This window comes from Ruminococcus sp. RTP21484sp1_RTP21277st1_D2_RTP21277_210401, assembly GCF_040924225.1.
Lineage (GTDB): Bacteria > Bacillota > Clostridia > Lachnospirales > Lachnospiraceae > Blautia_A > Blautia_A faecis.
Window position 1 is genome coordinate 21,293 of sequence record NZ_JBCOMJ010000012.1, and the last position, 20,156, is coordinate 41,448.

The window sequence follows — 20,156 nt, forward strand, 5'->3', positions numbered from 1 at the left end:
TCAAATCCTCTTGGCGACGGGCTTCAAAGCGTTCGAAAATGTTAGCTGGATTAGCTGACAGCGAACGCTTTTGTTATTTTCTAATCACGTTCGTGACATGATTTTCCATTCAAAATGATCAATTTCAAGCTAACGCAATCCGATTTTTGTTAGCTGACAGCTAATCAAAAATACCGGTTTGCAAACATGGGTTTTAAGAAGTCCAGCTAACATTTGGGTTCCGCTCCGTTGTCACCCCTTATTTGGGGATGTAAATCAGAAAAAAGGCGGGAAAAGAAACAATCTCTCCCAAACTTGCAAACATAAATTAGCTGAAACAGTATTCAATTCTATTAGCTACAGCTAATGGTCAAACAGCAATGTCTGTTTGGAACTTTACTATTTATAAAAGTTCCAGGTAGGCATTTTTTAGTTCCTGAATCCTGGAGGAAAGGAGTCAACAAGATGACTGAACTAAACAGACAATCAGGAGAAAACGAAGAAAGAATCATAGAAATTGAGATTGAGCGTCTTCGTCCATTCAAAGAGCATCCGTTTCAAGTGAAAGATGTGCTGTATCGGGTGACTCCGGTTTTTGAAGGCAGTAATCTCGTAGCATCCGGCGTACTAATGGAAGCGGAATCCGTAGAAGACAAAGGCGAAGGTATTTTGTGCTGCGTGTAACTAAAAATATATAAACATTATATTTTACATTAATAAATATAGAGTTTACAAGGAATAGAGAAATAAAGTTGATATAATATAAAATAAACGGTATAATATAGGTAGACGATAAATAAAGTTTATTTTTATGGAGATGGATATTTATGAACAACGTTATTCAATTCCCTAATAGTGATGTAAAAGAATATAGACAGAAGTGTTGTTTCATGAATAGAGCTGTACAGGTAGAAGGAGAAGATGGAGAACTTCAGAAATATCCTTGTATTGTGTTGTACGAAGAAGAAACAGATATCCCTATCCTATACACAGGGTTAGAACGATATCTTTGTCATCTAGTTAAGAGTGAGCTTCTAAATGGAAAGACATTATCAGCTAAGGCATATGCTATTTGCCACTTCCTAAATTACATACTTAAAGAGACAGATATCAATTCATTGCATGAATGTACTCTTGGAACAGTAAGAGGATTCCTTAAATCAATGAAGACAAAGGAAGATGGGACTGAATACAGCAAAAGCACATGGCTCCGTTACAGAGATTATGTTATGGATTTTTTGTTAATGTATTACACGTATAACAGAGATATACTTCCATTTCAGTACGTAGGAGAGGAATTAAAGTCACTTACCATTGTGAAAGATGAAAAGCATCATAAAAAGGCGACAATCGTACATAACGCATCGCTTCATATTTCAGCTCCAAAGACCACACATAAGAAGAATCGTATTCTTATAGATGGATATTTGGATTTACTGCTTTATGAAGCAAAGAAGTATGAACCAGATATAACACTTGGGATTGCTCTTGGTGCTTATGCAGGACTTCGTGAAGGAGAGGTAGTAAATGTTACTTGTGGTGGATTACAGACGCTCAGAAAAGGATTTGGAATGGTGTCTGGTATAGAAATAGATCTAACAGATAAAGCTCCTTATTTTAAGAATTGGAGTAAGAAAACAGATCCCGGCACGATTAAAAAGAATCGTATTCAAAAGGTTTACAACGATTTCATTTCAAATATCAGTGATTTATATGAATATCATATAGCATTGATGGAATCGAGAGGATTTGATACCAGCAAGGATGCACCGCTATTTGTAAACAGACAGGGAAAACCAATGACAGTGCAGACTTATTCGGACAGGGTAAAGAAATTGTTTTATGAAAGATTTCTCCCATCATTAAAGAGAACCTGTGAATTACAAGGAACATATGCAGACAATGCAGCATTTATTGAAGCTTACGAGATTGAATATCCGGGAGCTCATATGTTTAGGCACTGGTTTACGATGTATCTGCTTACAAAAGCAAGACTTACAAGCGGTGAGATTATGAAATGGCGTGGCGATTCTAGTCAGGAGTCTATGAACGATTATATTCACGAGAACGCAGATTTAATAGAGATTTTTAGAGAAAGTTCTTATACTTTCCAGTCACAGATTTTGGAGGATATATTATGAAATGTGAAGAATGCAGCTTTTGTAAATACGATAATTCAATTAAAGAATACGTTTGTTCAATAGAATCTGATCTGCCAGTAGTTTTTAAAGAGGTTGAAATTAATTGTGAAAAGGTAAATCCAATTATCAAAAACAAATCATAAAAGAATAGGAAGGTGCAATATGTCAGATACCAAAGAGAAAAAAGATAACTTAATAACGGTATATAAAGCTGCCCAGTCTCTTGGTATCAAGGCAGAGGTTTTACAGTACCAGATTGATGCAGGTAATATCGACTCCGTAGAAGGTATGGTATACGAATCCGTCTGTGATAAGATTTCGGAACAACAAGCTACATACATTGGTATAAAGGCTTTTTTACAAAATCATAATAGCGATAGGTTTGAGTCAAAATATGTTAAAAATCGAAATAAATACATAGATTTCCTTGAGGACAATGCATATTTCGGCATAGAAATCGTTGAACCAGATAATATATTGTTTGACCTTCCTGAACGAGAAGACTTTTATATTACAAGGGAAGATGCTCAGATGTTTGAATATAAAAGCGAGCAGTTTTTTGAAGAATTTGGTCTTACCGAAGAAGAAAAGGTTCGATGGATTATTAATCATTCTAAAGGTCATCCGTTGACCACGGAATATATTAAGAAATATCTGATCTACATTGAAGATGAAGATAATATTTATACTCCTTCACTTACAGCTTTTGTGAGAACTATATTTGATATGTCAGATATAAAGAAACTCACAGATGAAGATATTGTTTCTGCAATCGAAAATGCTGATGCAGTAAGAACTAAGAACCTGCTTACAGATTTCTTTAAGTATGTTGCCAAGTATGAAACTGTAAAATATCACAATGTAGAGCTAAAGAAAAAGGAAAGTGATTCGGAGCCAGCATATCCATATGAGGATTTTATAAGACTTGCAAAAATACTTTTTAATACTGATTACGATAAGGAACATAAGCTTACTCAAAAAGCTCTTGAAAATAGCAAATACATTGAAATGTGGATGTTTTTATCCTGCCATTATATCTGCGGTTGGCGTTCTTCTGATATCTGCGACAGATGGGTTTACCTAAATCTTAAGAGTAATGATAATCCATTCAAAATAAAAATAGATACCTTAAAAGAGGATATTCTAAATGGTAATGTTTCAGATGAAACTTATGATAAAGTCGCCCTTTATGCTATCAGAAGAATTGAAATGGCATATAACGTTCCTCAGAAGACTGGACTTGGAAAATTACGGGCAGCGATTGTCCCAGAACTTAGGACATTCTTTGGAAAATTGATTTTGATCTCTGAGTATCATCATATAACATCGGGTGAAGGGTATATGAATTCACACCGTGCAGCGATGTATCGCAGTTGGGTTATATGCAGAGATTTCTTTGGAGATGATATATTTGCCATTACTGGCAAACATTCATTCTCATCGCGAAGACTTAATAAATCTTATTTACAGGGATTAGAGCAGTCGGCAAGAGACAATGGAAATACGACTCTTGTAGCTCATGTGGTAGCATCATTTGCCCGTAATCATTCTAACGTTGATACAACAGCTATTTATCTTAAAGATCATGGACTTACAGGTGAGAGTGCAGAAATTGTTCTTTATATGATGATGCAAAGAGGTGTATTTAGTGTTTCACTTTACAACGCACTGATTGTAGCTTATCCAGATGCATTTGAAAAGTTGTCAGTCAAAGAGCAGACAGCAATTATGGAAAAGATACCATTGTCTGCATATGAACTGGAAACAGTGGGAACTGCACTTATAGCTTCAGATAGAATGACAGAAGTGTTTGCAGAAGGTAAAACAGAAGAACCAATTGAGATTCTTAAATCCATGTTTGCTATTGCTCAGGGAAGAGGTAAGGGAAAGGACGCAGGTATTTATTGTAAGAAAAAGGCTTTAGGTTATGCTTGTGAAAATCCAACATATGAATCATGTTTAGCAAACCTTTGTCCATATCATGTATTCACAAGCGATGGTGTACCTGCTCTTGTAAGGGTAATTAAAGAATATCAACTAAAGGAACTTACTACTGGTAATAAGAAATATGGAATAGCACTTAAAGCAAAGATAATTCCTGCGTTTCAGGACATTATAAATGCAATTATCAAAGAAATGTCCGAGGAAGATAAAGCAGGCACAAAGAAACTGATCGAGGAGGCTCTGAATGGATAATCTATTACGAAAAGTTGAATCCGATGAAGTGGTTGTCTATACAGACCAAGTTTACAGTATAGATGTCTTAAATAAATGTCGTGAAATACACCAAAAGCTTGTAGATGAAGGAAAAATCGAAAGCGATTTCGATTCTGACAAGTGGATGGGATATTCAGGAGTAAAGAAGTTCGGTATGGATTTCTCAATGGATATTATTCTTTACAGTAAGCATATCGGTAAAGAGTTCGGGATTACAGCCGACACAATGAAGAATATGCTCCGTTGCTATGCTATCTACTGTAACGGTGTTTATGTATATCAGACTATTGCGCGAGAAAAGATTGGTATTGTGAAAGATTTTCTTCTGAAATACAAGGATAAGGATTTCAAGCTAACAGCTACAGGTATTACTACTATTGAAGATTTTCTTGGCTTTATAGGTACTCCTGATAAACAGATTGAGCAGATTGTTTCAAATATCAGGCTCATTAAAATTAACGAAAAATCCCAGAGAGAGTTATCACCGATTGTCAATTATCTCGTTATTGAAAATGAAATAAACCATATTTATAGAGATAACTGCGATGATAAAACATTTAAAAAGTGGTTTCCGATTTATTTCTGGGTAAATATCACTTTTATACTACCCCTCAGAGCCACGGAGATGCTTCTTACACCCAAGAAATGTATTTACAGGGAGAATGATAAGACTTTCCTTAGAATACGACGTACAAGGCTTAAAAAGGGAACAAGGACCGTTTACTATGATGTAAATGAGGATTACAAGGAATTCACCTACGAGATCCCTGATACGGAAGTAATACGCAACATTGAAAAGTATATGGAGCTGACAGATTCGCAGGATAGGCGATTTCTTTTTGAATATAATGAGTTGATGGTTAATGACATGCTATCATTACAGGCATTTAACCATCTTGTTGCTACGTTTATTGAAGATAACATTATCGGTAACGCTAGATACGATTTTGCAAAATATGCTACTGGTATCAAGGAATTTGAACCAGTTACGGCGGGAGATAGTAGACCAATTGCTATGGCAAATATGTATTTTCAGAAGTCAGGCGAAGATATATGCCGTCAGCTTGCAGATCATATAAACATCAATACAAGTTCTGGTTACTACACAAATATATCTGAAACAATCTGGGCTTCATCAGTGGTCCAGCTGCAGAAGAAACTGGATTACGAATGGAGATATTCAAAAAAACAGTATGAGCAAAGTGGCTCTGTGGCAGTCGATACAGGAAAGTCTGTCTGCACATCTCATAAGAGAATGGTTGATGAAGAAAATCTTGATGATTGCATCGAACAGGGACATTTATTCGACTGCATGGGATGCAAATACTACAGACCTGCAAAAGCTGAGTTGGACACTTTTATGAGTACTCAACAGAAAAAAGCTGATGATAATGCCAAAAGAGTTATCGAATTTATGAATAACACAATGAACATCAAATATAAGGATTTAACTTTGGAAGAAGTGTTTTTATCAGTTCAGACGGATGCAACACGATATCGTATGGGTTGCGATATAAAAGCAGAGGAGAAATTAAAGGAATGGCAAAGACTCAAAAGTATTCAGAAGACCAATTGCTAGAAGCAGTTGTAAAGTTTTCTGAAATAGAAAAAAAGAAAATAAAGGCAACTGAACTTGCCAGATGGTGTAGAGATAATATAGAAGGACTGGAAGAAGTCAGGGATTATCACTTTACTCGCCCAATTAAAGAAAAGGATGAAAAGACGGGGAAAATGGTCGAAAGACCAAAACGTTGTACCTTAAAGATTGAGGAAATAAATAAGTCTCGAAGTTTGATCGTTAGTATCAATACAAATCTTCTTCTTCTTCGTGCATCTAATATTGATACATTTATGGAACAGCCAGATGCGGCAAAACGGAAAATGATTGTTGAAACAAGAGAAACAGTAGACAAGCTCCTTACTCACAATGGAAACATTACAAGAGAAAACGAGGCATTAAAAATCGAAAACAAATCTATGAAATCTGACATATTAATAATGTCAAATAAAATAGATACCTTACAAAAGGCACAGGATAAATTGATTAAGCAGGTGTCATATTTAATGAAAGCGACTGATGAAGCCACAAGAAAAGAAATGCTCGCTCAGATGGGAATTGAAGATGAATCAGTTGATTTGAATACATATATTAAAAGTCTGCGACAAGATTTGTCTGAAGTGATAAATATAGATAAAAATTTAAAGGCTTATTTAAAGAATAATACTACATTAAATATAGATAACAGTTTGTTAGATGCTGAAGAAATAATTAGAGGAATAAATTTTGAACAATAAGAAAGCAAGTATATTGATTACGCATCCTATCGCTGCAAAAATGTGGCATCCTACTAAAAACGCGGATTACGATATAGAAGATATAACATTTGGGTCTGAAAAAATGGTTTGGTGGTTTTATCCTTACGATGACCCAAAGACGGGAAAACACTTTGATTTTGAATGGAAACAACAAGTTTGTTCTCTTGTAAAAACTGAAATATGCCCTTTCTTGCAAAATAAAAGACTTTGGAAAGGCTACAATGATTTAGAGACTCTATATCCGAAAATTGCAGCTGAATGGCATCCTACTAAAAATGGGAAATTATTGCCGTCCGATGTGTTTGGTAAGGCTGGTAAAAAGGTATGGTGGTACTTGCCTTATGATGATCCGAAGACAGGAAAGCATTTTGATTTTGAGTGGCAGGCGTATATTATTAACAGAACTAAAAATAGTCAAGGTTGTCCATACTTGGCAAATTCTAACGGGAAAGTATGGATAGGATTTAATGACTTAGCAACAACTCATCCATACTTAGCAACTGAGTGGCATCCTACAAAGAATGGTAATCTTAAACCTACAGATGTGAGTGCGGGAAATGGTAAAAAAGTATGGTGGTATTTGCCTTATGATGATCCTAAAACTGGTAAGCATTTTGATTTTGAGTGGGAAGCATCAATTAGTTCAAGATCTAATAATAACAATGGTTGTCCATATTTATCTAATCAGAAAATATGGACAGGCTATAATGACTTAAAAACGATTAATCCCAAACTAGCATCCGAGTGGCATCCTACAAAGAATGGTAATCTAACACCCGAAGAAGTTGGGGTCGGATATAAGAAAAAAGTATGGTGGCAGCTACCTTATGATGATCCTAAAACTGATAAGCATTACGATTTTGAATGGAAAGTATCAGTTTATTCCAGACATTATTTTGGAACAGGCTGTCCATATTTGGATGGCAAACTCGTGAAAAAGGGCTTTAATGATTTGGAAAGTTTACAACCTGAGATTGCAAATGAATGGCATCCAACAAAAAATAGAAAACTAAAGCCAGATATGGTTCCTTTATGTTGTGCAAAGAAAGTATGGTGGTTGTGTGAGTTTGGGCATGAATGGCGAACAGAAGTATATAACAGGAGTCGAATTGGATTAGGCTGTCCGTATTGCAGTGGAAAAAGAAAAATAGAAAAATAATATATTATGATTTAAGCGTCAAAAGGGTAATTTAATAACCAAGGTTACTGTATTTGGTATATATACCTGATTGCAGTGGTGCATTAAACATAAGCGAGAAAAATATAGAATATATTTGCATATATATTATGGAACTTGAAAAAAAATTATAAAAAATGCAAACGATGTTTTGTAGAAAATGGAAATAAACGATATAACAAACGAAAAAAATTTTGGTTCCCAATGTTTACGTTTATAATGTTCAGCCGGGAATTAACATCAATTATGCAACGGGTGACAGCTCGGCTTCTGGAACAAACCAGACGGCAGTAACAGAGCAGGCCACACAGGCTGTTACGCAGGCAGCTTCTCAGCAGACCAGCACGGAATCCTATATCCTCAATACCAATACAAAGAAATTTCATCGGCCGTCCTGTTCATCGGTCAAACAGATGAAGGAGAGCAATAAAAAATCCTCATCAGAGAGTAGGGATGCGCTGATTGCTGCAGGTTATGATCCGTGTAAAAAATGCAATCCGTAAAAAAGTGTCAGATATTAAAAAAATATGGAAGAGGAAGGTTGTAGTTCTATATTGCAATACTTCTTCTTTGCGCATATTGGATATGCTGTTGAGGACGACTGTTGCACGCAGAAGATAAGTTGCGCCGGTCTGCGATAATGTGCTGTTTGTATAAGGAAAAGGACAAGGAGTTATGATGAATTTTAGTGGGATATTGATTGGTGTGCTTACCTTTTTTCTGATTGGATTGTTCCATCCTATTGTTATATATGCGGAGTATTACTTTGGAAGCCGCTGTTGGCCGGTATTTTTGCTGGTGGGCATTTTGTGTATGATTCTATCCGTAAGAATGCAGGAAATACTTTGGTCGGTTTCTCTGGGTGTTTTGTGCGTCAGTTGCTTTTGGAGCATTAAGGAATTGAAAGAACAGGAAAAAAGAGTGGCAAAAGGATGGTTCCCGAAGCGGAAGGTGGATAAGCACTAAAGAAGAAAGCGGGGAGATGAGAAGATGGCGGTATGGAGATTACAGGTGAATACTGGAGCAGCGAACGTTGCGGATTGCTTGCAAAACCATGTTGCAGCACTTTGGGCTGGCAAGGTACTTGCTTACTTAATGGGAAATTACTATGACTCGAAAGCCACCTACGAAAAACTCTTTGATTGGACCGATGAACACAAGTTTAAAACCGGCAAATACTCTTATAAAGAGGCTGTGATCGACGAATTGGCCACAGCCTCTCCCAGTGAATATCTGACGAAAATATCGATACAAGTGTTTTAACCCTGCCGCTTCATCGCGTTTCCTCCGCACTGCCTTTACTTTTCTCATAAGCAAATAGCGCCGCTCCCAGCGCACCGCAGAGCTGCGCCTCATCACAGATATAAAGTTTAGCACCAAGCTTCTCTTCCAATGCCTGGATGATACCCCGGTTCTTCGCCACACCGCCGGTCATCATATATTCGCCTGGATGATCCTTTCCAAGGCGGGCTGCCAACGCGCCGACTTTTGAGGCAACTGACACATTTAAACCGTGGATAATATCTGCCACATCCTTATTCTGTGCCACCAGCGACACGACCTCCGACTCTGCAAACACCGTACACATGCTGGAAATCACGATATTATGCTTCCATTCCAGCCCTTTCACACTCATTTCCTCCAGGGAAAGTCCCAGCGTTTTCGCCATCATTTCCAGAAAACGTCCCGTTCCGGCGGCACATTTGTCATTCATCAGGAAATTTTTCACGGCTCCCTGCCCATCGATGCTGATCGCCTTGATATCCTGCCCGCCAATGTCGATGATAGTGCGGACATTCGGATTCAGATAATTTGCGCCCTTGGCATGGCAGGTAATCTCCGTGATGCTGTCATCCCCGCTGTCAATGTAGGATCGTCCATATCCGGTCGTATCGATCCGCACAATCTCCTCTTTCTTAATTCCCGCTTTCTCAATCGCCAGATCCAGACTCTTCTCGGCGCTCATCATCGCACCGCCGCCGGTCGGAATAATCATCGTCGATTTAATTTTTCCATCCTGATCCAGTATGATCACATCAGTACTTGTCGAACCGCTGTCGATTCCCGCTACATAAAAAATGCCCGACTCCATCTTCTTTCTTGCCTCCTCACTGATACCTTTTCCCGGATCCATATCCTCTGATCCCTCGATCGTCTCCTCAAATGCCTGAATGCGCGTCAAAAGCTGCCCCGCGCTCTGGCTCGTAAAATCAGTCTCAATCTTAAGGAGCGGAACCTTGATATCCCGCTTGATACTCGCATACTCAAATCCATAATAATCACAGAACTTGATCGTGTGATAAATAATTCCCTTTAAATTCGGATCCAGATACAGACGGTTTCTGCGGATCGAACGGTTCATGCGGAAACACGGCATCTGTCCCAGCAGGACGTCCGCGTAAGAAAGAAACAGCTCCTCTTCCTTCATATTCCACATTTCATCCTGTACGACCGACAGTTTCCGACCACCCGTACAGGTCAGATTTTCCACATCCATCTGGATATTGTCCCGGATCATATCCTCCAGAATGCCGCTGACCCGCACGCCCAGCACACCAATGTACGGCTCCGTGTTCATTTCCGGCGTAATAAAGGACTTGATAAAAGCGCGTTTATCAAACACTTTCCCGGAATATGCCTCATATGCCTTTTTAAGCCTCCGGATCGTGCCCGCAAATTTCACTTTTTCACATTCATTATCATCATGCGGCAGATCCAGCATATATAAAAACTTACATTTTCCCGTGCTCTCCACGATATCGTAAACGCGCCGCATCGAATCGCAGCAGTTTACCAGCACCAGCTGTTCAACCTTTCCTTCCAGCACTGCCTGAATGACCGATTTTCCAAAGCCGCACAGATTTGCATGTGCAATTTGATCCGACTGTTCGAAATTTTCCGGCATTTCCTCCAAAACAGAACATTCTTCTCCAAACCCTCGGAACAGCTCGATCGGGGTGTACTTACAGACGTAATAAATCATGCGTGTTTCTCCTCCTTGCCCTTTTCCAGCATTTCCACAAACGCCTGAAGCCGCGTCGATACCTGACCGTCGCTGGTATTGGCGGGGTTGCAGCCGTCATCGTCGAGAATCATCGTCGGAAGTCCTGTCTTTTCTAAGGACTGCTTAATCAGGCTGGATGCACCGATCGTTCCCTTACAGCCCCAGTGGGCAAATAAAACAGCACCATCCGATTCCGTGATTCTGGCAAGCCGTTCCGCTTCCTCAATTCTCTGTTTCACACTGCCATTGTAAATGCAGTAGACCATTTTCTCTGCCATCGCCTCATACGGGTCTTCCGCATGCATCTCCTGAAAACCATCTGCGATGAAATCACAAGCGCGGATGTGCATTTTCTTACTATAATTAAAAATATCCTTAACCGGCTCCTGTAAAAATGGCATGGTGTGCATCCAGATTACCGAAAGACCATCTCCCCTCGGTGACATCCGCACATCGCGCAGAAGTTTTTCCGTATAGGTAACCGCCGTCTCTGAGCCAGCCATCAGATGGCACATAAAAAGCGCATACAATTCATTCGTCAGAGAGGTCACCGGGTCATGCGCACACCGCAGGGCAAGCTGTTTTTTATAATTCGCTGCCGCTTTCCGGCTGTTATCTACCGCACTCCGCACTGTTTCCTCCGAAATCCGTCTGTCCGTCGTCTCCTCCAGAAACCGTTTCAATTTCCGCAGCTGATCCGCCACATACAGAACCGATTCCCGGTTTTTCTCATACGGAACATCAATATAAAAGCCTGGACATTCAAATTTATCCTTTAAATACGGAAACGTCATCATATTTCCATCACACGCAAGGTTCGTATAAATCATGCAGTTCGGTTTTGGCAGAATCCCCGTCAGCGCCGCCCCCAGAAACACCCTGTGGTACGAACACATCGTCTCCGGAAATCCTTCTTCCTCCGTTTTCCGAAGAAACGTTTGCTCACACTTCGTTCCCGCCATAAAACAGGACATCGCCTCCACTGAGTACGGCGTCAGCCCTGCCGCCATCACCAGCTCTCCCGGCACAAATATGCTGACCATCGCCGCATTCTCCGGTTCTGACAGCGACTGAATGATATTTTTCATAACCACCCGCGCCACATACTGTCCCGACGACGGCAGCCCCCGATCCGGCAAAAACTGAAGCTTCTTTTCCTGCAGGCGGTATCCCGCAAGAAGCAGCCGACGCGCTTTTTCCGGATCCTTAAGCGCCTGGCTGCTCACCCTATTTCCAAATTTTTCAATTACATCCATTGTTCTTTCTTCCATTCTTTTAAGTTCATTTTTCTGTCATATCGCCCTGATGCAGATGGATATAGTTCCGCGCCTTTGCAGGCAAACGGACATTCTTTATTATAGTCAGTTGGATGGGAATTGTAAATGAAAAGTCTAATCCCCCAGCTATGCTGGGGAGAATGGAATAAGTGGAGACGGTGAGGACAACAAAATAAAGCCTCCTGTGATATGATGAGAATGGTGTCGCAAGCCAAACTCAAAATCAAAGGAGGCGGTCCAAATGGACAATAGAAGTTTATCACATACCCGATGGAAATGCCAGTATCACATAGTATTTATACCGAAATACAGAAAAAGAATTCTGTATGGAAGATTAAGAGAAGATGTGAAGGAAATCATAAGTACATTATGCAAGTACCGAAAAGTGGATATTATAGCGGGTGCAGTATGTAAGGATCATGTACATTTAAGCGTAGCAATTCCGCCGAAAGAAAGTATTTCAGATTTTATGGGATATTTAAAAGGGAAAAGCACGCTAATGATTTACGACAGACATCCAGAGTTGCAAAGCAAATGGGACAAAAGAGAAATGGAATATTAAAGTAGCTGTATTAATTCCATCAGTTTTATTTGGATTAGTACATATTATAGGAATGGATTTTTCCATTATAAGTAGCCTGTTGGTTCTTATTGCTGGAACAATGGTGGGAATAATGTTCTCAATGGTTGCTATTGAAAGTGGTTCTGTTTGGAACAGCGGAATTGTCCATTCACTTTGGAATATTTTAATTATTGGCGGCGGTTTATCAATAAGCGAAAAGGCAGATGAATATTCGGTTATGACATATGTACTTGATTTAAAAGACTTTGTTTTCACTGGTGGAGAATTTGGAATTGAATCATCAATTATTGCACTATTAGGTTATGTTATAGTTACTTTAGCAGCAATATGTATGATTAAGAAAAAAGCAAAAGTGTAATAAGTATCAAAAAACAAAATCCAGTTTGTTGAACTGAATCCGAAAAGCATTAGGGCGCAGAGGAGATAGAATCCTTTGCGTAAAAGACTAACGAACATATTTAATGAAACATCGGAACCATCTTCTTTTTGTTGTCTACCTATAATAACGATTGGAGTAATCGATTATAGACACTGCAATCAAAAAAATCTGAAAATATATTTATCAACATTACATAAAAGTGTGTAGATGCACATAAAATGGGAATACATATTGAAATTCAGGTCGTTCTGTGATAGAATCTCATTACTAAAAAGTGTGTAGATGCACGGAAATGGGGAGCGTAACGATGGAGATTAAAAGAGACGCTTACCTACAGCAGCTGATCGAGCGAAAAGATAATGGAATGATAAAGGTGATTACCGGCATTCGTAGATGTGGCAAATCCTTTTTGCTGTTTACCATCTTTAAGAGATACTTACTGAAGAACGGCGTTGATGTTGATCATATTATTGAAATTGCATTGGATGGTATTGAGAACGAGGAATTAAGAGATCCCAAGGTATGCTTCAAGTACATCAAGGATGCCATGAAAGACGACGGGAAGTATTATCTCCTTTTGGATGAAGTGCAGTTCATGCCACGATTTGAGGAAGTGCTGAACAGCCTGCTACGCATGAGCAATATTGATGTGTATGTCACCGGAAGTAATTCCAAGTTCCTGTCCAGCGACATTGTGACCGAATTCCGTGGCAGAGGTGATGAGATTAGAATCTACCCTCTCTCCTTTGCAGAGTTTTATTCTGTCTATGACGGCGATTATGATGATGCCTGGGATGACTACATGATCTACGGAGGATTGCCGCAGATCGTAAGTTTCCAGAGCGAACGACAGAAAGCGGACTATCTGAAGAACATCTTTGCAAATGTCTATCTGAAGGATGTTATTGAAAGAAATAAGATTCAGAACGTGGATGAGATTGGGATTCTGGTTGATGTGCTTGCATCTGCAATCGGCGTACCGACCAACCCTTCAAAGATTGCCAATACCTTTGCCAGTGAGCGCCAGATGACTTATGCTAATAAAACCATCTCCAAGCATATCGACCATTTGACAGATGCCTTTTTGATTTCCAAGGCAAGCCGATACGATATTAAGGGCAGAAAGTATATCGGTGCAAATCTGAAATACTACTTTACTGATCTGGGACTGAGAAATGCACGTCTGAATTTCAGACAGCAGGAGCCTACTCATATCATGGAGAACATTGTTTATAACGAGCTGCTGATCCGTGGCTACAATGTTGATGTGGGTGTCGTGGATATCTTCGATAAGGATAAAGAGGGCAAACGTGTTCGCAAGCAGTTGGAGGTTGACTTTGTGGTGAATCAAGGAAACCAGAGATACTATATCCAGGTTGCATATGACATGACTTCGGAAGAAAAACAGACGCAGGAGTTCAATTCTCTGCGTAATATCCCGGACTCTTTCAAGAAGATCGTCATTGTAAATGGCAGCAAAAAGCCTTGGAGAAATGATGAAGGTTTTGTCATCATGGGAATGAAGTATTTCTTGCTGAATGCGAATAGTCTGGAATTTTAAGTCGATTTGAGTTGTTGCTGTGGTGTTGTTCTATTTCAAAAAAGAGTGAAATGATACGAGACTGTTCCGCAGATTATGTAGAACAGACAGAGTACGATTCCGATAGTGAGAACATCAGATGCATAATTACCAGAACCACGAACAGGAATATCACCTGATTCCCGGAAGTCTTTCAGTCATTTTGTTAATGTGCTGTATCCGATGCCAAGATTTTCTGCACATCCACGTACTCCGAGATCTTTGTGATCCTGATAGTACTGGACTGCATCAAGTTTAAATTGTTTGTCATGTTGCTTTGCCATATGAGATCCTCCTTCAGCATGCCTCTATTGTATCATGCTTATGTGTATTTGGAATTTCTCATTTTGGCTTGTACTATTTATATTTTAGCACCATTGTGTTTCACAGTTTCCGACATATGGGTGTTACCTATAAGCTTAAGCTGAACGGCGGTGATATAAAGGCGGTACAGGGAGATTCCTTTTATAACAGGAAGAATCTGAATCCGCAGATCCATGATACAGAAAAGAGGACGATGATGGCAGGCTTATTTTTTGTTTGAGTGTTCAAACTTCTATGTGACAAACGTAACTGTCTGTGATATTATAAAAACGATATAAGCGAAAATGACTTTTGCGGAAACGAAAGTATCTTTATATTTTTTTATCCGTATACTTCCTATAATGAGAATGAATACTTGCAAAGTTGATTACTAATATTTTTTCGTTATTACAGGTACAATAAGAACATGTAATAGCGGAAATGAGGTATAGTTACTTGCAGATAGAGAAGTATATTGCGGATAAAATAACATCTTTGTGTGAAAAGTGTGATATCAGTAAATATAGATTATCGCAGCTGTCGGGAATTTCCCAGTCATCACTGGGAAGAATCATGGCGCAGGAAAACCTGCTGTCGCTGATCACACTTGAAAAAATATGTACAGCTTTGGGCGTGACATTATCACAGTTTTTTCAGGAAGGTAATTCAGAGAATCTGACAGAAAAATAGAAAGAAGTTTTAAGGATATGGAACAATCTGAGTACAAATGAGCAGGAAACAGTGATGTCAATGCTGCGTGGTCTTCGGAAGTAGAAGAACAGTTCGAGTATATGTATCGGCTGTTCTTTTTTTATTTTTTGTCGTTAAAACGGTAATGTTTTCTTGTGTATACTAGAGCATTAAAGTATAATGAAATCAGTTTTTTTGCATAAGTATTAAAGCTATAATAAGGAAATCGGCAAACCAGATGAAAGTCTGGGACGCAAAGCTACAGGGCCTGTAAAATGGCAGCCAGTTGCATGAAATGAGGTTGCACTGTCTGTTTGGCAGTGCTTTTTTATGGTAGAGCACTTGAATAAGTAATACAGAAGCTGTTTGGAAAAATAGCGGGGAGGTTATTGATAATTAATGAATGTAAAATTAAAATCTGGAAGCAAGCAAGCAACTGTAGCCTAGAGGAGGGGAGAAAGATGAAGAAGTGCAAATTAGTACAGAATATAATGAATTTCAAATTTTGTTACATTATATTTTGCACAATTATATGTTTTATTGTTTTATCCGTTCCTACATTTGCCAAAGAAAACTCTGACAATGTTATCCGGGTAGGATCTTTTGAAGAAACTTATAATACCGTCAATGAAAAGGGAGAAAGAAGCGGCTATGGTTATGAGTATCTTCAAGATATTGCAGGTTATGCAGGATGGACATATAAATACATAACAAGTGATTGGAAAAACTGCTTTACACAGTTGGAAAATGGAGAGATTGATATTCTTGGTGACATTTCCTATACAGACGAACGTGCTGAAAATATGCTTTTTTCCGATATGCCTATGGGGGAAGAGAAATATTATATCTATACGGATGCATCCAATATGGATCTTACAGCAGGAAATTTGGATTCTTTTGAGGGAAAAAATATTGGTGTATCTAAAGATAATATAGTGGAGGATGTGCTTAATGAATGGGAATCAAAATATGGTCTGCATACGAAGCATATCAATGTTTCTACAACCACAGAAATTATGGACAAACTGTCGAAACATGAAATTGACTGCTTCGTTTCGGTAGAAGAATCCCGTTGGGAAGAATTGGATATTTCACCGCTTACAAGTATTGGAGAGACAGAAATCTATTTCGCTATAAATCCAGAACGTCCGGATATCAAAGAAGCACTGGATAGTGCTATGCGCAGAATCAAGGATGACAACCCATTTTACACAGATGATCTCTACAGGCGTTATCTTTCTGCACAGAGCAGCTCGTTTCTTTCAAAAGAAGAAAGTGAGTGGATCGGGCTGCATGGTGCAATCCGGATAGGGTATCTGAATCAGGATGGAGGTATCAGCAGTGTAGATCCATCAACAGGTAAACTGACAGGTGTTATTACAGATTATGTGGATCTTGCAGAAAATTGTCTGCAAGGTCAGACTCTGGAATTTGAATTAAATGGATATGAGACAAGAAGTGAACTGCTTCAGGCATTGCTGGATGGAAAAATAGACCTGATTTTTCATGCAAACCAGAATCCATACTTTGCAGAAACAAATGGATTTGCTTTGTCGGATACGCTATTGACTCTCAATATGGCAGCAATTACGGCAAAGGATTCTTTTGATGAAAATAAAGAGAATATAGTTGCTGTTGAAAAAGATGATTTTGTATTGAAAGCATATCTTTCATACAATTATCCGCAATGGAAGGTTGTGGAATATGAAACATCAGATGCAGCAGTAAAAGCAATGCAGAAAGGGGAGACGGATTGTATTGTAAGCAATTCAGGTACTGTTTCAGACTATTTGAAAAATAATAAGCTTCATAGTGTTTTCCTGACAAAAGAAGCTGATGTTCCATTTGCTATTCTGCAGGGAGAACCGGTTCTTTTGTCCATTCTGAATAAAACACTGACATCTATGCCTACAACTCAATTTTCAGGTGCAGTAGTTTCGTATAATGCTTCCTTACGAAAAGTTACAGCGAAGGATTTTATTCAGGACAATTTACTGACAGTTTCACTTATCGCTGGAATTTCTTTTTTCGTTGTTCTGTGTATAATTCTTGATTCTTTGAAAAAATCAAAACGTGCGGAAGAAAAATCCAAGAAGTCTGCTGAGCAGGCATTGAAGCTGAATCAGGAGCTTGAAGAAAAACAGCAGGAATTACAAAATGCACTTGTAGAAGCACAGAGTGCCAATAAGGCTAAGACTTCCTTTTTAAATAACATGTCTCATGATATCAGAACACCGATCAATGGTATTATTGGCATGCTTACGATTCTTGAGAAAAGCGGAAATGATGCTGAGCGGGCAAAGGATTGCATGAATAAAATACATGAGTCATCGAAACTGCTACTATCATTGATAAATGATGTTTTAGATATGGCAAAGTTAGAATCAGATACAGTGGTTTTTGGTGATGAATCCATCAATCTGGATCAGGTATGTCAGGAAATCACGGAGTCACTATCTTTTCAGGCAGAAGAAAAAGGACTTCATGTTATAGGAGAACATGATGATTACAGTGGTATATATGTTTGGAGCAATGCAGTTCATCTGAAAAAAATATTGATGAATCTGTTTACAAACAGTATGAAGTACAATAAGGTGAATGGTTTTATTTTCATGAGTATGAGAACGATTGAAAGATCAGAAGATCACATGACATGTGAATTTAAAATAAAAGATAATGGAATTGGAATGTCAGAAGAATTTATAAAAAATGAATTGTTTACTCCATTTGTACAGGCAGATAATTCCCCACGTTCTGATTATAATGGGACAGGTCTGGGAATGCCTATTGTGAAACAACTTGTAGAAAAGATGGGCGGAACCATAACAGTTGAAAGCAAGCTTGGTGAAGGAAGCTGTTTTACTGTAATACTTCCATTTAAAATTGATACGAATGCACGGCCGGAAGAAAAAGAAGATTTCAATGCAGATATATCAGGTGTCCGGATATTATTGGTTGAAGATAATGAGCTGAATGCGGAAATAGCAGAATTTATGCTGACGGAAAATGGGGCTAAAGTAGAAACAGTGAAAAATGGGTTAGAAGCTGTTCAGCACTTTGAAGCCTGCGAATCAGGAACATACGATGTTATTTTAATGGATGTCATGATGCCGGTGATGGATGGGCTTACTGCCACAAAAACAATAAGATCCCTGGAACGGCAGGATGCAAAAACAATCCCTATCATTGCTATGACTGCAAATGCATTTAGGGAAGATGCAGAAAAGTGTATGGAAGCAGGAATGAACGCACATCTTGCAAAGCCGCTGGATGCGGAAAAAATTAAGCAGACCATAAGCGAAGAGTTGAGAAAGCAAAATGCCTGTCATAAATGATTATGAGGCAACCGCAGCAATCAGGAGCCTTCCAGATGCATGGGAAAAGCAGACAGGAAATATAGAGAGAGGATTTTGTTATGACAGAAATTAATTTATTTCCGAAGCAACCGCAGTCTGTGACTGTTTTGGTTTTTATAACTGTGCTGATCGTTCTGCTTCTTATATAAAGTTGTTATATGGTCTGTCTTTTTATTCCTTAGAAGAAGCAGGCTGTGAAAATTCATATGTCTTTTTGGGACTGAAATAATTACTTAAATGAAAAACTAATTTCCAGCTAACGCAATCCGATTTTTGTTAGCTGACAGCTAATCAAAATCACCGGTTTGCAAACATGGGTTTTAGGAAGTCCAGCTAACATTTGGGTTCCGCTTTGTTTACACCCCCTTATTTGGGGATGTAAATCAGAGAAAAGGCGGGAAAAGAAACAATCTCTCCCAAACCTGCAAACATAAATTAGCTGAAACAGTACTCAATTCTATTAGCTACAGCTAATGGTCAAACAGCAATGTCTGTTTGGAACTTTACTATCTATAAAAGTTCCAGGCAGGCATTTTTTAGTGTCCTGAATCCTGGAGAAAAGGAGTCAAGATGACTGAACTAAACAGACAATCAGAAGAAAACGAAGAAAGAATCATAGAAATTGAGATTGAGCGTCTTCGACCGTTCAAACAGCATCCGTTTCAGGTGAAAGATGATAAGGAAATGTTTCTTCTGCAGGAAAGCATTGAGAAGTATGGCATCTTAAATCCGCTGATCGTCAGACCAGTACCGGATGGCTACTATGAGATCATATCCGTCCACAGAAGAAAACATGCTGCGGAGAAACTAGGATACCGTAAAGTACCGGTAATTATCCGAGTATTGACTGAAGATGATTCCATTTTAAGTATGGTGGACTCGAATCTTCACAGAGAACGGATGGAGTAAGTCATCAGGCACCAACCCTGTATGATGTTGTCCCAAAAGAAGAAATTGCTGAATTTGAAGAGCTTATGCGCAAAACCATAGCTGACATTGTATCAGAAGCCAGTAGCGTTGCCTGTTGGGTGTATGTGCAGAAATATGTGAAACAGAAAACTCTTGATGAAATGCTGCAAGAATTGCCAGGAGCAGGCCAGTTTATCATTGTCATGGATACTTGATTCGAAAGACTGATGGCGGATCAATAGAAGT

The 20,156-nt window shown here is 38.8% G+C and carries 19 protein-coding genes, 1 pseudogene and 1 riboswitch; of the genes and pseudogenes, 17 read left to right on the top strand and 3 right to left on the bottom strand.

What is annotated here, in order from left to right:
• Window positions 1-549 precede the first annotated feature (549 nt).
• From AB5706_RS23105 to AB5706_RS09740, 10 genes and pseudogenes are all read left to right on the top strand, one after another.
• Window positions 550-648 (top strand): annotated as a pseudogene (locus AB5706_RS23105) (DNA/RNA non-specific endonuclease); the annotation flags it as partial.
• Between the two features lie 221 nt (window positions 649-869).
• Complete coding sequence (locus AB5706_RS09700; RefSeq protein WP_368366039.1) at window positions 870-2,120, top strand: hypothetical protein; 1,251 nt, start codon at window positions 870-872, stop codon at window positions 2,118-2,120.
• Window positions 2,117-2,263, top strand: a complete 147-nt coding sequence (locus AB5706_RS09705) for a hypothetical protein (RefSeq protein ID WP_173736272.1) — start codon at window positions 2,117-2,119, stop codon at window positions 2,261-2,263. The genes AB5706_RS09700 and AB5706_RS09705 overlap by 4 nt, the downstream gene beginning before the upstream one ends.
• 19 nt (window positions 2,264-2,282) lie before the next feature.
• Entirely contained in the window at window positions 2,283-4,316 is a 2,034-nt protein-coding gene (locus AB5706_RS09710; RefSeq protein WP_173736273.1) for a hypothetical protein, read from the top strand.
• Complete coding sequence (locus AB5706_RS09715) at window positions 4,309-5,916, top strand: hypothetical protein (protein ID WP_173736274.1); 1,608 nt, start codon at window positions 4,309-4,311, stop codon at window positions 5,914-5,916. Before AB5706_RS09710 ends, AB5706_RS09715 begins: the two co-directional genes overlap by 8 nt.
• Complete coding sequence (locus AB5706_RS09720; protein WP_368366040.1) at window positions 5,877-6,632, top strand: hypothetical protein; 756 nt, start codon at window positions 5,877-5,879, stop codon at window positions 6,630-6,632. The genes AB5706_RS09715 and AB5706_RS09720 overlap by 40 nt, the downstream gene beginning before the upstream one ends.
• A complete protein-coding gene (locus tag AB5706_RS09725; RefSeq protein ID WP_173736276.1) occupies window positions 6,622-7,812 on the top strand; it encodes a zinc-ribbon domain-containing protein in 1,191 nt (396 codons plus the stop codon). The genes AB5706_RS09720 and AB5706_RS09725 overlap by 11 nt, the downstream gene beginning before the upstream one ends.
• A 212-nt stretch (window positions 7,813-8,024) precedes the next feature.
• Window positions 8,025-8,333: an Ada metal-binding domain-containing protein gene (locus AB5706_RS09730; protein ID WP_179988317.1), complete on the top strand. Its 309-nt coding sequence runs from the start codon at window positions 8,025-8,027 to the stop codon at window positions 8,331-8,333.
• Between the two features lie 172 nt (window positions 8,334-8,505).
• A complete protein-coding gene (locus AB5706_RS09735) occupies window positions 8,506-8,796 on the top strand; it encodes a DUF4491 family protein (RefSeq protein WP_173770540.1) in 291 nt (96 codons plus the stop codon).
• A 24-nt stretch (window positions 8,797-8,820) separates the two neighbouring features.
• Window positions 8,821-9,093 carry a GyrI-like domain-containing protein gene (locus tag AB5706_RS09740; RefSeq protein ID WP_173770541.1) on the top strand — a complete coding sequence of 91 codons (273 nt, stop codon included), beginning with the start codon at window positions 8,821-8,823 and terminating at the stop codon, window positions 9,091-9,093.
• A gap of 10 nt (window positions 9,094-9,103) precedes the next feature.
• On the opposite strand, the gene AB5706_RS09745 is transcribed toward AB5706_RS09740, so the two are convergent.
• Window positions 9,104-10,813 carry an acyl-CoA dehydratase activase gene (locus tag AB5706_RS09745; RefSeq protein WP_173770542.1) on the bottom strand — a complete coding sequence of 570 codons (1,710 nt, stop codon included), beginning with the start codon at window positions 10,811-10,813 and terminating at the stop codon, window positions 9,104-9,106.
• On the bottom strand, window positions 10,810-12,105 hold the full coding sequence (locus tag AB5706_RS09750) for a 2-hydroxyacyl-CoA dehydratase family protein (protein ID WP_368366041.1): 1,296 nt from the start codon (window positions 12,103-12,105) through the stop codon (window positions 10,810-10,812). The genes AB5706_RS09745 and AB5706_RS09750 overlap by 4 nt, the downstream gene beginning before the upstream one ends.
• A 247-nt stretch (window positions 12,106-12,352) precedes the next feature.
• Between AB5706_RS09750 and tnpA the strand changes: the two genes are divergently transcribed.
• The 3 genes from tnpA to AB5706_RS09765 all read left to right on the top strand — a co-directional run bounded on the left by tnpA (window position 12,353) and on the right by AB5706_RS09765 (window position 14,634).
• Window positions 12,353-12,673: an IS200/IS605 family transposase gene (tnpA, locus tag AB5706_RS09755; RefSeq protein ID WP_233456116.1), complete on the top strand. Its 321-nt coding sequence runs from the start codon at window positions 12,353-12,355 to the stop codon at window positions 12,671-12,673.
• Between the two features lie 46 nt (window positions 12,674-12,719).
• Entirely contained in the window at window positions 12,720-13,052 is a 333-nt protein-coding gene (locus AB5706_RS09760) for a hypothetical protein (RefSeq protein WP_237963833.1), read from the top strand.
• 328 nt (window positions 13,053-13,380) lie between these two features.
• Complete coding sequence (locus AB5706_RS09765) at window positions 13,381-14,634, top strand: ATP-binding protein (protein ID WP_173770543.1); 1,254 nt, start codon at window positions 13,381-13,383, stop codon at window positions 14,632-14,634.
• Between the two features lie 176 nt (window positions 14,635-14,810).
• Here AB5706_RS09765 and AB5706_RS09770 read toward each other — a convergent pair whose 3' ends face one another.
• Window positions 14,811-14,936 carry a helix-turn-helix domain-containing protein gene (locus AB5706_RS09770; RefSeq protein WP_155177754.1) on the bottom strand — a complete coding sequence of 42 codons (126 nt, stop codon included), beginning with the start codon at window positions 14,934-14,936 and terminating at the stop codon, window positions 14,811-14,813.
• A gap of 475 nt (window positions 14,937-15,411) precedes the next feature.
• Here AB5706_RS09770 and AB5706_RS09775 point away from each other — a divergent pair, with 475 nt between their 5' ends.
• The 4 genes from AB5706_RS09775 to AB5706_RS09790 all read left to right on the top strand — a co-directional run bounded on the left by AB5706_RS09775 (window position 15,412) and on the right by AB5706_RS09790 (window position 20,125).
• Window positions 15,412-15,645 carry a helix-turn-helix domain-containing protein gene (locus AB5706_RS09775; RefSeq protein ID WP_233456115.1) on the top strand — a complete coding sequence of 78 codons (234 nt, stop codon included), beginning with the start codon at window positions 15,412-15,414 and terminating at the stop codon, window positions 15,643-15,645.
• Between the two features lie 218 nt (window positions 15,646-15,863).
• Window positions 15,864-15,939, top strand: a riboswitch (cyclic di-GMP riboswitch).
• A gap of 167 nt (window positions 15,940-16,106) precedes the next feature.
• Window positions 16,107-18,980 carry a response regulator gene (locus tag AB5706_RS09780; RefSeq protein ID WP_173774142.1) on the top strand — a complete coding sequence of 958 codons (2,874 nt, stop codon included), beginning with the start codon at window positions 16,107-16,109 and terminating at the stop codon, window positions 18,978-18,980.
• A 591-nt stretch (window positions 18,981-19,571) separates the two neighbouring features.
• On the top strand, window positions 19,572-19,910 hold the full coding sequence (locus tag AB5706_RS09785; protein ID WP_173770545.1) for a ParB N-terminal domain-containing protein: 339 nt from the start codon (window positions 19,572-19,574) through the stop codon (window positions 19,908-19,910).
• A gap of 65 nt (window positions 19,911-19,975) precedes the next feature.
• On the top strand, window positions 19,976-20,125 hold the full coding sequence (locus AB5706_RS09790; protein ID WP_330602613.1) for a hypothetical protein: 150 nt from the start codon (window positions 19,976-19,978) through the stop codon (window positions 20,123-20,125).
• Window positions 20,126-20,156: the final 31 nt, after the last annotated feature.

Coding starts and splice junctions, on each gene's coding strand:
- AB5706_RS09700 (WP_368366039.1), top strand. CDS start 870: ATGAATAGAGCTGTACAGGTAGAAGGAGAAGATGGAGAACTTCAGAAA.
- AB5706_RS09705 (WP_173736272.1), top strand. CDS start 2,117: ATGAAATGTGAAGAATGCAGCTTTTGTAAATACGATAATTCAATTAAA.
- AB5706_RS09710 (WP_173736273.1), top strand. CDS start 2,283: ATGTCAGATACCAAAGAGAAAAAAGATAACTTAATAACGGTATATAAA.
- AB5706_RS09715 (WP_173736274.1), top strand. CDS start 4,309: ATGGATAATCTATTACGAAAAGTTGAATCCGATGAAGTGGTTGTCTAT.
- AB5706_RS09720 (WP_368366040.1), top strand. CDS start 5,877: ATGGCAAAGACTCAAAAGTATTCAGAAGACCAATTGCTAGAAGCAGTT.
- AB5706_RS09735 (WP_173770540.1), top strand. CDS start 8,506: ATGATGAATTTTAGTGGGATATTGATTGGTGTGCTTACCTTTTTTCTG.
- AB5706_RS09740 (WP_173770541.1), top strand. CDS start 8,821: ATGGCGGTATGGAGATTACAGGTGAATACTGGAGCAGCGAACGTTGCG.
- AB5706_RS09745 (WP_173770542.1), bottom strand. CDS start 10,813: ATGATTTATTACGTCTGTAAGTACACCCCGATCGAGCTGTTCCGAGGG.
- AB5706_RS09750 (WP_368366041.1), bottom strand. CDS start 12,105: ATGGAAGAAAGAACAATGGATGTAATTGAAAAATTTGGAAATAGGGTG.
- tnpA (WP_233456116.1), top strand. CDS start 12,353: ATGGACAATAGAAGTTTATCACATACCCGATGGAAATGCCAGTATCAC.
- AB5706_RS09765 (WP_173770543.1), top strand. CDS start 13,381: ATGGAGATTAAAAGAGACGCTTACCTACAGCAGCTGATCGAGCGAAAA.
- AB5706_RS09770 (WP_155177754.1), bottom strand. CDS start 14,936: ATGGCAAAGCAACATGACAAACAATTTAAACTTGATGCAGTCCAGTAC.
- AB5706_RS09780 (WP_173774142.1), top strand. CDS start 16,107: ATGAAGAAGTGCAAATTAGTACAGAATATAATGAATTTCAAATTTTGT.
- AB5706_RS09785 (WP_173770545.1), top strand. CDS start 19,572: ATGACTGAACTAAACAGACAATCAGAAGAAAACGAAGAAAGAATCATA.
- AB5706_RS09790 (WP_330602613.1), top strand. CDS start 19,976: ATGCGCAAAACCATAGCTGACATTGTATCAGAAGCCAGTAGCGTTGCC.